This is a genomic window from Pseudoalteromonas phenolica (genome assembly GCF_005876835.1).
Taxonomy (GTDB): Bacteria; Pseudomonadota; Gammaproteobacteria; order Enterobacterales; family Alteromonadaceae; genus Pseudoalteromonas; species Pseudoalteromonas phenolica_B.
Genome location: NZ_PPSW01000010.1, coordinates 19,608 through 34,736 on the forward strand (window position 1 = coordinate 19,608; position 15,129 = coordinate 34,736).

Annotated in this window: 2 protein-coding genes; both read right to left on the bottom strand. The window is 43.2% G+C overall.

All coding sequences use genetic code 11. The annotated features are described in order from the left end of the window. Positions 1-5: 5 nt before the first annotated feature. On the bottom strand, positions 6-4,463 hold the full coding sequence (gene gltB / locus C1E24_RS07220; protein ID WP_138480128.1) for a glutamate synthase large subunit: 4,458 nt from the start codon (positions 4,461-4,463) through the stop codon (positions 6-8). A gap of 502 nt (positions 4,464-4,965) precedes the next feature. Then, the gene (locus C1E24_RS07225) at positions 4,966-15,039 is read right to left on the bottom strand and encodes a tandem-95 repeat protein (protein WP_206078125.1); all 10,074 of its coding nucleotides are present in this window, start codon (positions 15,037-15,039) and stop codon (positions 4,966-4,968) included. Between the last annotated feature and the right edge of the window lie 90 nt (positions 15,040-15,129).

Sequence of the window (15,129 nt, forward strand, 5' to 3'; positions counted from 1 at the left end):
TCCCCTTACTGCGCCTGTACTCTTAATTCAGCGCTACTGCGAGCACGATGACCTAATAGGCTCTTTACATCACTTGAAATTGGTTTCACTAGTTTGAATTTAGATAGATACAACTCAAATTCAGCTAGGATCTGTTCTGCTCTAGCTGAGCCTGTAAGCTCTAAATGCTCAGCAATTAAACCTCTTAGGTGCTCTTGATGTGCATTGAGTTCTGACAGCTCAACAATTTCAACTAACTCTGGATTTATACGCTTTTCGAAGTCTGCTTTTTCATCAAGCACATAGGCAAATCCACCCGTCATGCCCGCACCAAAGTTAATACCTACATTACCCAGTACGCAGACAACGCCGCCGGTCATATATTCACAGCCATTGTCACCTAAGCCTTCAACTACTGCTATGACACCTGAGTTTCTAACCCCAAATCGCTCACCTGCTTTACCTGCTGCAAACAACTTACCGCCTGTCGCACCGTATAGGCAGGTATTACCGACAATACTTGCTTGATGTGACTCAAAACTAGAACCAACTGGTGGACGAATTACTAGTTTACCGCCAGCCATGCCCTTACCGACATAATCGTTAGCATCACCGACTAAAGTCATTTCAAGTCCGCCTGCATTCCAAACACCGAATGATTGACCTGCAGTGCCGTGTAGTTCAATTGCAACCGGATCTGCTGCCATGCCTTGATTGCCATGTAAGTTGGCAATATAACCAGATAGCATCGCGCCTACAGAACGGTCGGTGTTGCTAATACGATTCACCAATGAAATACCTGATTTGCTCTCAATCGCAGCTTGTGCTTTTGATAACAGTAGTTCATTTAGCTCACCCTTATAATGAGAGGTATTCGCTGCTGAACAATACAAAGTCTCATTAGTTGGGTTGTTAGGCTTGGCTAACAGGTCTGCTAAATCTAACTTGCTTTGCTTGCTCGTCTTGCCTTCGATCATTTCTAGTAAATCAGTTCGGCCAATTAAATCGACCAAACGAGTTACGCCTAATTGCGCCATGATTTCACGGGCTTCTTGAGCAATAAACTTGAAGTAGTTCATCGCCATTTCTGGTAAACCATGATAGTGCTTCTGACGAAGGGTATCATCTTGAGTTGCAACACCTGTCGCACAGTTATTTAAGTGACAAATACGAAGATATTTACAACCAAGCGCGACCATAGGGCCAGTACCAAAACCGAAGCTTTCTGCACCTAAAATAGCGGCTTTGATGATATCTAAACCTGTTTTTAGGCCGCCATCTGTCTGTAGGCGAATGCGATGACGAAGACCATTTTCGACCAGGGCTTGTTGAGTTTCAGCAAGGCCCAACTCCCAAGGGCTACCAGCATATTTAACAGACGTGAGCGGGCTTGCCCCTGTGCCACCGTCATAACCTGCAATCGTAATTAAATCAGCGTAAGCTTTAGCAACACCTGTTGCGATTGTGCCGACACCAGGTTCAGATACCAACTTAACTGAGATCATCGCCTCTGGATTCACTTGCTTTAAGTCGAAAATAAGCTGTGCTAGATCTTCAATTGAATAAATATCATGATGTGGTGGTGGCGAAATTAGCGTCACACCCGGTACCGAGTAACGCAATTTAGCAATATAAGGCGTTACCTTTTCACCAGGTAGTTGACCACCTTCACCAGGTTTTGCCCCCTGTGCAACTTTGATCTGAATAACATCGGCATTTCTTAAATAATGCGGAGTAACGCCGAAACGGCCCGATGCAACTTGCTTAATTCTAGAGTTTTTCTCTGTTCCAAAACGCAGTTTATCTTCACCGCCCTCACCAGAGTTCGAACATCCACCTAAGCGGTTCATGGCAATTGCCAGCGCTTCATGAGCTTCTGGTGATAATGCACCAATACTCATGGCCGCTGAGTCAAAACGCTTATAAAGCTCTGTTGCAGGCTCTACATCATCAAGGCTGACAGGTGATACGTCTGATTTAAGCGCCAATAGATCTCGAATGTTTGTCACTGGACGGTTATTAACCAGATCAGCATATTTTAGATAATCTTGATATTCACCTGATTTAACCGCAACTTGTAGTGTTTGAACCACATCAGGGTTATAAGCATGATACTCACCACCGTGAACAAACTTTAATAAACCGCCATGTGACAACAGCTTACGCTTACTGAAAGCGAGCTTATGAAGTTGCGCTTGTTCGTAAGCAAAATCTTCAAAATCTGCGCCCTTGATACGGTTCGCCACGCCTTTAAAACACATTTCAACAATGTCATCTGATAGGCCAACAGCTTCAAATAGCATAGAGCAACGATATGACGCGACCGTACTGATCCCCATCTTAGACATGATCTTGAATAGACCCTTATTGATGGCATTACGATAAGCCAGCGTCACCTCGCGGTAGGTCTTATCAATCACTTTACTGTCACACATGGCAACGAGTGTTTCGTATGTTAGATACGGATAAATCGCCGTCGCACCAAACCCTAATAACACGGCAAACTGATGCGGATCTCTGGCGCTGCCTGTTTCAACTATGATGTTGGCATCACAGCGTAAATTAGTATTTACCAAACGCTGTTGTACTGCGCCTACTGCCATAGCCGCAGGAATTGGCAACATATCTTTGCTGATATTTCTGTCACTCAACACCAACATAACACACCCTGAGCGTGCTTTTTGCTCAGCTTCGTCACAGACTCGTTCTAACGCTGATTTTAAAGACTCAGTTTTGTCATAGTTCAGCTGAATTTTACAGGCGCAGTAATGTTCGTCATCGGCATTCACTAACTGCTGCATATCAGAAAATGTGAGTACTGGTGAGGCAAACTGAAGACGCTTGGCATGGCCTGTGGTTTCATTGAAGACGTTTTGCTCACGGCCGATACAGGTCGCTAATGACATTACGTGATTTTCACGAAGTGGGTCAATCGGTGGGTTTGTTACCTGCGCGAATTTTTGACGGAAGTAATCGAACAAAGAGCGATGGCCTTCAGACAAAACAGCAAATGGGGTGTCGTCACCCATTGAACCTGTTGCCTCTTGGCCATTTTGTCCCATAACACGAATAACGTTGTCTAACTCTTCATTGCTGTATCCGAATAGCTTTTGATAGGTCAGCAATAATTCATCGTCAAAATCGCGTACACCCGCATCCTCTTCTGACAAATCTTCAAAAGGCGTAAGACGTTTTACGTTTTGCTCAAGCCAAGTTTTGTAAGGATGACGTGATTTTAAATCTTGATCGATTTCATCAGACTGCCAAATCTTGCCATGAAGGGTATCGATAACCAGCAATTCACCTGGACCAACACGACCTTTTTCAACCACTTCATCGGCTGTGTAATCCCAGATACCGACTTCAGATGCAAGCGTGATAAACCCATCTTGGGTGATCACGTAACGCGCTGGACGTAGACCATTTCTATCTAGGTTACATGCCGCAAATCGACCATCTGACATAACGATACCTGCTGGGCCATCCCAGGGTTCCATATGCATAGAGTTAAAATCGTAAAAGGCGCGTAAATCATCGTCCATAGCTCGGTTTTTTTGCCATGCAGGCGGCACAAGCATGCGCATAGCACGGAAAATATCCATACCACCAGCAAGGAATAATTCGAGAATGTTATCAAGGCTTGATGAATCTGAACCTTCTTCATTTACAAATGGCGCGGCCGTTTGTAAATCTGGCAACAATGGTGAAGAAAACTTATAAGCTCGTGCTCTTGCCCACTGACGGTTACCAGCAATGGTATTAATTTCACCATTGTGCGCCAAATATCTAAATGGCTGGGCTAACGGCCAACGCGGCTGCGTGTTCGTAGAAAAGCGTTGGTGAAAAACACAGATAGCACTTTTCATACGCATATCTGCTAAATCTAAATAAAAGTTTGGTAGGTCCACAGGCATCATTAAGCCTTTGTAAACTGTTACCAGACCTGAAAGACTCGAAATATAGAACTGGTCATCTTCAACTAAGCGCTTCTCTATTCGACGTCTCGCAATATATAAACGACGCTCCAGATCTTTCGGGCGCCAGCCTTCAGGTGCAGATACAAACACCTGCTCAAATTTAGGTAGTTGCTTTAAGGCGATAGGTCCTAACATACCTGGTTCAGTAGGCACAACTCGCCAGCCAACGAGCGTTAACGTTTCTTTTTCTAATTCTTCGTTAATCACTTTTCGGGCTTGAGATGCAAGCGTTTCGTCAGCATTCAAAAACAACATACCGACAGCGTAATTTTTACCTAAGTGCCAACCGTTTTCAGTGGCAATGGCTCTAAAGAAGCTGTCAGGTTTTTGCAGTAATAAACCACAGCCATCACCTGTTTTGCCATCTGATGCAATACCACCACGGTGTTGCATTCGGTCTAACCCTGTAATTGCATTGCGGATTAGTTTGTGACTTGCTTGCCCGTTTATCTGAGCAATTAAACCAAAACCACAATTATCTTTTTCTAACTTAGAGTCATATAGCATGCACCCCTCCCCCTGCTACATCTATGGTCGGAAATGAACAAGACGATTGTTCCGACAGATATTCAAAACTAGCTTTGTTTTAAAATGGAGTCAACAAAATTATGAATAGATATTCATTAACTTGAATATTTCTCATTGGTCTGACAAATTCACCAGGTGAAGTTAAAAACAACAATAATGTTAAATTATGACAAGCAAAAAACAAATGACACCGGTGACATTTTAAAAAAAAATTAATACCGGCTGTATTGAGTCACTAAAATCGCCAGCTTTACGTTTACGTAAACTGAAAATTAACAGAATAAATATTCACTATAAGTAGCATTAATAGATATTTATAAAGAGGTAAATATTTTCTGGTGAAACTGAATCAAATCGGTTTTTTATCGTTAACCGATTAAAGCATCAGGCTTATGGAAAATTATTAATACTGGTTAGATTAATACAGACAATAAAAAGCCTTACATTTGTAAGGCTTTTTTATTTGTTTAACACTCAGTTGCTAGAAGCGATACGATAATCCGAGCTGAAGATCTGAGACAGACTCAGGCTCTAAATTAAAGTGACTATAATCAAGTTGAACGCTGAGAGAGTCAGTCAATGCATAACTCATCCCAATACCATAATATAAGTCTGTGCCATTCATCTCGCTTTTTATAAGTTGGTTGTCTCTTACGCTTTCTACTTTGTATTGCCATTTATAAGCACCTAAGAAAGCGCCTACTCGAGCATGACCAAACGTTAAGAAATTATATTTGGCCTGAAGTGCAAACCCTTCAGAAAAACTCGGCACTTGTTCAGCGACTCTCTGGTGGACTGAATCCGGCGTTAGAGACTCCCCTTTAAAAGAGACTCTTCCTTGCCCTAAATCGATATAGCGTAATGAAGTAGACCAATCGGAAGTAAGTTGATAATAGACGCCAGCTGACCAACTATTACTGCTGTCATCAACCATGACTTCTGTGACGCCATCTACGTTTGTCATTGAGTAATCAGCTTTCGCTTGCCCGACCCCAGCTTCTACTCCCCAATCAGATGCCATCGTTTCAGAACTAATTAAACAACTAGATGTAATTAACGCAAAGCTTGGAAGCAATGCCTTCCTTCTTCTCATTAATAAAATTGAAATCATTATGATAACTGCCCCTCCTAGGCTACCTGACGATTTGTTTTCAATGGCGACACTTTGGTGGGCTGTGACAGTAACGCGCGCCTCACCTTGAGAAACGGCGCCTTTACTGTCTTTTAAGCTATACTTGATAACATCAATGCCATTAAAACCAACTTTTGGCACATATGTCAGTGTACCGTTGAGGTTAACTTGTGCGTCACCATGCTGAGCAGTTGCACTGACAAGCGTTAACTTATCTCCATCTTTATCTGTGTCATTTGCTAAAACATCTATAGTGATGCTTGCTTTATCATTTGTACTTGCAATATCAAGCACTGCGGTGGGCGCATTATTGACAATCAAGTTCACTGTTGCAGTGCTGTTAGACGTACCACCTTTACCATCTGAAATACTGTATTGAATAATTGCTTGACCAATCAAATCAGTTGGAGGTGTGTAAACCAGCTTATTTTCTTCAATAATCACAGAGCCGAAATCGACGCTCGCTCCAGTGATTGTAAGCGTATCATCATCAGCATCGCTGTCGTTATTCAATACATCAATAATAATTGCTTCACCTGAGCGAATTGTTACTTCATCAGACTGAGCTTGTGGTAAGTTATTACTGGTTTTAGGTACTGCAATACCACCTGGATCAACCACAGCTCTGTTAGCAATACCGTCATCATCGTTTGGTCCACCGTCAACAATCTGCAATTGCACACACCAGTCACCTTCAGTTAACCCCTCAGTCCATTCATTACTACCTGGAGGAGGACAGTAACCCGGTTCACCTGTTGCTGAGAGAATTTGGTTGCCATTGCCACTGACAAAATCAATCCACTCATCCGCCTTTAATTTACGGTAAACAGCATTGAGTGGTATTGGTCTTCTTTGCGGAATTACAATGCTGTACGTATCACCTGCTTGCGGTAAACCAGTTGCAATAAAGTCAAATAAGCCACCTATATTGATTGCACTTTCATCACTTGGCAGTTCACTTTCTAGCAGTTGTACACCGCCTGTACTGTTTTGAGCAACGGTTGCACCTTTACGTAAACAAACTCCCGGTTCACCCTCTACTAAGAATTGGTTTGACTCTGTCGCCTGCTCTTGCATCACATTACAGTCAGTAATGGCATCTTGGAAATCAGGAATACCATCACCATCCGAGTCAGCATAACCTTCTTGGTCATCTGGTATAAGGTCTCCGTCAGTATCTTCCTGAGTCAGTGACTGAAGTTCAGCCACAACCTCGAGATAAACCTCACTCACAGAAGAAAGACTTGGATCAGCATCATCTGTTGCTGTCACGGTTAATTGATAGATGCCTTCAGCTAATTCTGACGTGCTGAAAACAAAGGTATTTTGCTCTGTGCTCAGGTTAGTAAGCTCACTGCCTTCTAAATTCCACGTAAGAGAAACATTATCTTGTGGATTTGCATCTTTAGCAGTCGCTGTCACCGTCACTACATCATCATTAATTGTTAACAATGAACGGACTTCACCGGCTTGAACAACTTCAGTTGTGACGGTCGGTGCAACATTCTCCTCGACTATGGTCACTGTAGTAGATGATTTAGCCCCTTTATTTAACGCATCGCCAAGCGTAATAATAATACTTTCATTACCTTCAACCTCACTATCAGCGAAAACGTTAAAACTAATTTGCGCTGAAGTCCCTGACTCTATCGATATTTGGCCATCAACCAAATCATGATCTGTACTAGTTGCGGTACCAGAAACAGTATAAGGCACTGTCACAGGGTAACTCGGTGCAGGACCATTGAGGAAGACACTCACAGTGTGGTTTTGATCTTCAGCCACATCACTGTTTTTCTCTAGTGAAACAAGCGGATTTACAAACACATTTTGAGTTGCGATTGATTGTAGCCCTTGACTGTCTGTTGCCTGCCAGTAAACAAAGTGAGCACCAGGCGCGAATAGTGTTGTCCCATCAACCAAAGACACTGCGATACTGTTCCCATTGCTGTCTGTCGCTGTGGCTGTTCCTAATGCAACTTTTGTGAATAAACCAGTCGCATTAGCCGTTACATCAGCCGGTACTGAAACCACTGGTAGTGTATTGACCGGTGCTGAATTTATTTGCAATTGAGCTGTAGCTTTACTGCGTGCTTTTTGGCTGTCCTCAATTAAGTAATCAATCACGATTAAGCCTTGCGTCTCAGCTTCAGCTTGATATGACAGCTCGCTATCAACAATAGAAACCGCCCCCACCGAAGCTTTAGCACCAATTATCGTCAGCACATCACCTTCATCAGCATCCGTGTCATTGGCCAATACATCAAACGTATACGTGTTGTTAGCCTGCGACTCGAAGATAAAGCTATCATTCACTGCAAGTGGCAAATCATTCACCGCATTAACTGTGATATTCACTTCGCCTGCCGAAGAGTCTATGCTACCGTCATTAGCGATATAGCTGAAACTATCTAAGCCATTGAAATTACTCAATGGTGTATAAGTGAATGTGCTGCCTTGAAGCACCAATGTACCGCTTACAGGCTGACGTGATATCGATATAGTCACCGTATCACCATCCTCATCGGATGTATCAGCCGTGAAGCTAGTTGTTCCATCTTCATTCACCGATATCGCCATATCATTCGCCATTGGCTGATTATTCACAAACTGAACTTCAATATCGAAAGAATTTAATGCAGCTTGAGCGTCACCATCACTGACACTTATTACAATATTGCTATAAACGCCTTCATCTTCTCTGCTTGGTGTACCTGATAATGTACCTGTTGCGATGTCAAATTCAGCCCAAGCAGGTTGATTGCTGATTGAAAATGTAAGTGTGTCATTTTCTATATCCGTTGCTTGTGGCGTAAAGCTGTATAAATTATTGTGAACAGCCGTGGTTTCTGGTGAGCCAGAGATAACCGGCGTATCATTCACAGCATTTATCGTGAGCGTGAACGTTGCAATATTTGAGTCTAAAGTTCCATCATTTGCCATAAAGCTGAAACTATCAGAGCCATTGAAGTTTGCATTTGGTGTGTAAAGCCAAGTGGTCTCTGCTTGTTGCTCTAACGTTCCCGAAGCCACATCCGATACAATACTGTAAGTTAGTGCATCAGCATCAATATCTGTTCCGCTGAGTGTAACTAACAAAGTATCATCTTCATTCAGTGTTAATGCTTGCGCCTCGACTTCTGGGGCATCATTAATAGGTGTGACGCTCAATAAAACTGTCGCTTCATTAGATACTGCACCAGCTTGGTCTTTTACCGTATAAGTAAAGCTATCATCGCCGAAATAATTGGTATTCGCAGTATAGATGATAGTGCCTTCAGCTGTGACTTCTGCCTGACCGTTCTGGGGAGCACTGACAACTGTCACGCTACTTACATCAAAACTGTCTCCTTCATCAATATCCGTGTCATTACCCAGAACATTGATTTCGAAAGCACCTTCTTCTTGCAATTCAACGCTGTTATCCACGGCAACAGGTGCATCATTGACTGGAGTTAGTGTTGCAGTGACTGTTGCAGGCAGCGAAGTCAGACCTTCGCTATCTGTCAGTGTGTAAGTGAAACTAAAAGTCCCCGTTTGATCTTGGTTTGGTGCTATTTCTAATGTGCCATCAGCCAAAACTGAAACACTGGCTTTATCATAGATACCTGAACCATTGCCCTGATCTTCCAAGGTAATATTTGCACCATTGAAGCCCTGATCTTCCACGTCAGAGTCATTCGAAAGGATATTTAACGTAACGGTCACATCTTCATCAGTCGTAACCGAGTCATCACCTACCACTGGACGGTCATTGATTGCGCCAATGTTTACGCTCACCGTTGCAGGAGAAGAAACCACCCCTTCATTATCAGCAATCGTATAAGTGAAGCTATCTTCACCGACCTCGTTAGAGTTTGGCGTATAAACCACTGTGCCAGCATCTTGGTCAAACACAACTAAGCCAACATTTGGCGAATTCACTAAGGCTATGGTTCCTGTCGGTATGCCCTCTTCAACATCTGTGGCTGCTGCTCGAATATCTAGTGTAGTAGAACTTGTATCTTCATCAGTGCTTATGGTCAGATTTGCAGCTACTGGTGCATCATTAATAGGTGTTATCGTCACAACGACTGTTGCCTGCTCAGATACATTTAATCCTGTGTCAGCGACCGTATATGTAAAGCTATCTTGGCCATTTTCATTACTAGAAGGTGTGTAAGTCGCAATACCATTAACAATACTCACTGTACCTTTAGTTGGTTTAGTGACAACGACCGTCGATGCTGCGTTCAAATCATCTTCGGCATCGCTATCGTTTTCAAGTAAATCTATCTGAATAGCAGTATCTTCATTGGTCGTGGCAATGTCATCCTGAGTAATTGGGGCATCTGCAACAGGGTTAATAGTCAATGAAACATTATGGGCGCCTGAACTCGCATTTTGCACGTCAGTCACTTCGAAAGTAAAGCTATCACTGGTGCTTTCACCGCCATCATGTTGATAGCTGAAGCTTCCGTCAGTATTCAGTGTTAATTGACCATACTGAGGCTGAGTAATCTCTGTTACTGAAAGACTATCGTTACTGTCTAAGTCATCATCATTTGCGGTGCTTAATAAGCCTAAAATTTCGGTAACGGTTAACAACTGGCCTTCATCAAGGCTAAACGTGTAGTCTTGAGCCGTAGGCGCGTCATTGGTATTTATCACCTCAAGATTAAAGGCATTCAATGATTGGGAAACAGTGCCATCACTCACTGTGATGACTATCTGCTCTTGCGACCCCACATTTGCATCTGCCGGAGTACCAGATAAAACGCCCGTTGTTGTATCAAAGTTAGCCCAACTCGGTTTATTGTTGATAGAGAAAGTTAGCACATCACCTACATCTACATCTGATGCAGAAGGCGTAAAGCTGTAAAGCGAATCCTCATTCACACTTGTTGCAGGTGTTCCGCTAATAACAGGCGCGTCATTGGTGTTGATCACGCTTAAAGAGAAAGCATCTAACGAAACCGATACTGCACCATCGCTTACTGAAATGACGATATCATTACTACTACCCACATCTGCGTTGACAGGTATACCTGATAGTGTGCCTGTTTGTTCATCAAAACTTGCCCAAGTAGGTTTATTCGAAATGCTAAATGTTAAGCTATCGCCATCAATATCTGATGCCGTAGGTGTGAAGCTGTATGCACTGTCTTCATTTACAGAAGTGCTTGGCGTACCAACAATTACTGGCGCGTCATTGACATTAACCACGGTAACGTTAAATGCATCAAGATTAACTTTTTCGGTCCCATCACTCACGCTTATAACAATACCTTGATAAACACCCACATCACTATTACCAGGCGTCCCACTGATAGCTCCCGTTGAGGTTGAGAAACTAGCCCATTTAGGTAAGTTTGTTACACTGAAAGTGAGGGTGTCCCCCACATCAACATCAGATGCAGTTGGCACAAAACTATAAGCAGTATCTTCATCGATACTGCTCGATGGTATGCCTGATATCACTGGCGTATCATTAGTATTAACCACCGTGATAGAGAATGGTGTAAGTTCAGTGGTTTCTGTACCATCGTTAACACTAATAGTAATGTCTGAAGTCGTGCCTACATGATCGTTTTCAGGCGTACCAGAAAGCGTACCTGTTTGAGAGTCGAAGTTTGCCCAACTAGGTTGATTCGTAATACTGAATGTCAGTGTATCCTCAGAATCAACATCGTTTGCTACAGGCGTGAAACTGTACGTGGTGTCTTCATCAACACTGCTTGCAGGTGTGCCCGATATCGTTGGTGCATCATTGGTGTTAATCACTGTGATATCAAACGATGTCAAGCTTGCAGTTTCAGTGCCATCAGTGACACTGATCTCAATGCCTTGATAAGTACCGACATCATCATTAGATGGCGTGCCTGATAAAGTACCAGTACTGGTATCAAAACTTGCCCATTGAGGCATATTTTGAATACTAAATGTGAGGGTGTCGCCGTCTACATCACTAGATGTTGGCGTAAAGCTATAAATGCTATCTTCATCTACTGTCGTAGCCGGTGAACCAGAAATAACCGGTGTGTCATTGACCGGAGTGACTGTCATAGTAACAGTGGCTTCATTAGACACCGCCCCCGCCGCATCCGACACTGTATAAGTAAATGTGTCTTCACCTGCGAAGTTTTCATTTGGTGTATAAACAATCGCACCTGCGGAAGTGATCTGAGTTTGACCACTGCTTGGAGCTTGAACAACCGTTACACTTGAGGCATTAAAGCTATCGTTTTCATCAACATCAGTATCATTACCTAATACGTTGACTTCAAACGAGCCTTCTTCTGCCACTTCAGCAGTGTTTGCGACTGCAACTGGCGCATCATTGACAGGTGTCAAAGTAACTGTAACTGTTGCAGGATCAGACGTTAAACCTTCACTATCAGTTAAAGTATAAGTGAAGCTAAACGATCCATTTTCATCTTGCTTAGGTGAAATCTGCAGACGACCGTCTGTTAGAATACTGACATCCGCTTTGGTATAAGTTCCAGCACCGTTACCTTGATCTTCAAGAGTGATATTTGCACCGTTAAAGCCCTGATCCTCAACATCAGAATCATTATCAAGAACAGATAAAGTTACATTCACATCTTCATCTGTGGTAACACTGTCATTGGCAACAATAGGTTTGTCATTCACTGCACCTATTGTTACTGACACAGTGGCAGACTCTGAAGTGCTGCCCTCACTGTCTGTAATTGTATAAGTAAAAGTATCTGAGCCAGTTTCATTCGCATTAGGTGTATAAACCAAAGTGCCTGCATTTTGATCAATCGCCACACTACCTTTAGACGGTTGAGAAGCGAGGGTAATATCGCCAGAAGGTGTGCCGTCTTCTACATCAATTGAGCCAGCGCGAACCGCAATTGCATCACTGGCGTTGTCTTCATCTATTGCAGTCGTAAAGTTTTGCACTGTGGGTTGGTCGTTGACCGCCTTAATTGTAATGCTTACGGTAGCTTCGGCTGATGTATTAAGCGCTGCATCTTTCACCGTATAAGTGAAAGAGTCTTGCCCATTTTCATTTGCATTAGGTGTATAAGTTACTACACCATTTGCAATACTGACCGAGCCTTTACTTGGTTGAGTTGCAATTGCCGCAGATGAGGCCACCATATCATTTTCAGGATCGCTGTCGTTACTTAACACATTAAAAGTAACAGCCTCATCTTCATTGGTTGTTTGCGTATCGTTCACCGTTGTAGGTGCATCAGCCACCGGGGTGATCGTTAACGTTACAGTTTGAGTGGATGATGTAGCATTACTGCTATCAACAACTTGATAAGTAAAGCTATCGCTGTGATTCTCGCTGCCATCATGGATATAAGTGAAGCTACCATCTGTGTTCAATGTTAGATGACCAAACTGGGGCTGGCTTACAGCATTCACTTTTAAGGTGTCTCCGCTATCAGTATCATCGTCAGAAGCCGTGCTTAACACACCATTAGCCTCTGTTATGGTCAATGTCGCCTCTTCATTCAAGGTGAAGGTAAAGTCTTTGCCAACAGGTGCATCATTGGTGTTTATCACTTCAATGCTAAATGCCGTAAGATCCGCCGAGTCTGTGCCATCGTTTACCGTTATAGTGATATCAGATGAGGCACCAACATCAGAATCCGAAGGTGTACCAGATAGTTTACCCGTTTGACTGTCAAATGATGCCCAACTAGGTTTGTTTGTAATGCTAAAAGTGTGGGTATCACTGGTGTCTGAGTCAGTTAATGTTGGAGTGAAGTTATACTCGGTGTCTTCGTTTACAGATGCAGCAGGAGAACCCGATAAAACGGGGGCTACGTTATATCTTTTGGTTACCGCATCAGTTATGGCCTGTGCGCTATTACCCGCTGAGTCAGTGACAGTTACAGAAAGAGTTAAACTACCTTCATTTAAATTCGTAACATCTATATTTTCTATAGATGCTGTCTCTGCTGTGATATTGGTTGAACTTTGGCTCGAAACACTACTTGTACCATCAGTGATTGAATAAGTGAATGAACCTGAGCTTTCTAAGCCTGTTAAAGTGAAGCTCAATGCTGATTCGTTACTCTTATTAATAACACTTTGGTCAATTGAGACAGATTGCCCTGAAGGAGCTTTTGTATCAATTGTAATCGATAGCTGATTGGAAGCTGTGTTTGAGTTTCCTGCTGTGTCTGTAAATACCCCTGCTTTAACATCAAGTAAAGCTGGGTTTTCTATATTGCTCGAAGGGGTAAAAGTTGCCGAATAAGATGAGCCACTACCTGAAAAATCTGACAAGTTACCATTGGTTATTGTAATGTCTTGAATTGTAAAATCTGAGCTAGACTCACTCAAAACAATTGTAATCTGAGAGGTTTCACCTGATTTTAAAGACAGTGAAGATGCATTAAATGTTGATACAGATGGGACTACACTATCTACCAGTACACTTGATGTTGCACCTACGTTATTCAACGTCAGGGTTAAATTATTACCTGCTGCATCTTTAAGCGTACCGCTATTCGTGCTCAGCGCACCAACCGTAATACCGTCACTATCAACTAGACCGCTTTCAACTGTATATCTGAATGTAAGTGCACTGCTGCCACTGCCGCTGACATAGGTGGCATTTTTTGTACTACCGCCCACGGTAATGGCAATACTTGGAGTGCCTCCAGTGGTGACGACTGCCACATTCTCGCTGGTGTTGACCGTGAATTCTAGGTTTTCTCCTGCAATATACGTGTCATTACTTGGTACGCCAACGCTTGAAACGGTGGGTGCCACACTATCAACCAATACACTTGTTGTTGCGCCAACGCTGTTCAGCGTCAGGGTTAAATCATTACCTGCTGCATCTTTAAGCGTACCGCTATTTGTGCTCAGCGCACCAACAGTAATACCGTCACTATCGACTAGACCACTTTCAACTGTATATCTGAATGTAAGTGCACTGCTGCCACTGCCGCTAACATAGGTGGCATTTTTTGTGGTACTGCCCACGGTAATGGCAATGCTTGGAGTGCCACTGGTAGTGTCGACCGTCACATTCTCACTGGTGTTGACCGTGAACTCTAGGTTTTCTCCCGCAATATACGTGTCATTACTTGGCACGCCAACGCTTGAAACGGTGGGTGCCACACTATCAACCAATACACTTGTTGTTGCGCCAACGCTGTTCAGCGTCAGGGTTAAATCATTACCTGCTGCATCTTTAAGCGTACCGCTATTCGTGCTCAGCGCACCAACAGTAATACCATCACTATCAACTAGACCACTTTCAACTGTATATCTGAATGTGAGTGCACTGCTACCACTGCCGCTGACATAAGTAGCATTTTTTGTACTACCGCCCACGGTAATGGCAATACTCGGGGTGCCACTGGTGGTGTCGACCGTCACATTCTCGCTGGTATTAACCGTGAACTCTAGATTTTCTCCCGCAATATACGTGTCATTACTAGGCACACTCACGCTTGAAACGGTGGGTGCAATACTATCTACCAGTACGCTTGATGTTGCGCCTACGCTATTCAGCGTCAGGGTTAAATCATTACC

Excerpts from the sequence above, each read along its gene's own strand:
- gltB (WP_138480128.1), bottom strand. The coding sequence starts at position 4,463 with ATGCTATATGACTCTAAGTTAGAAAAAGATAATTGTGGTTTTGGTTTA.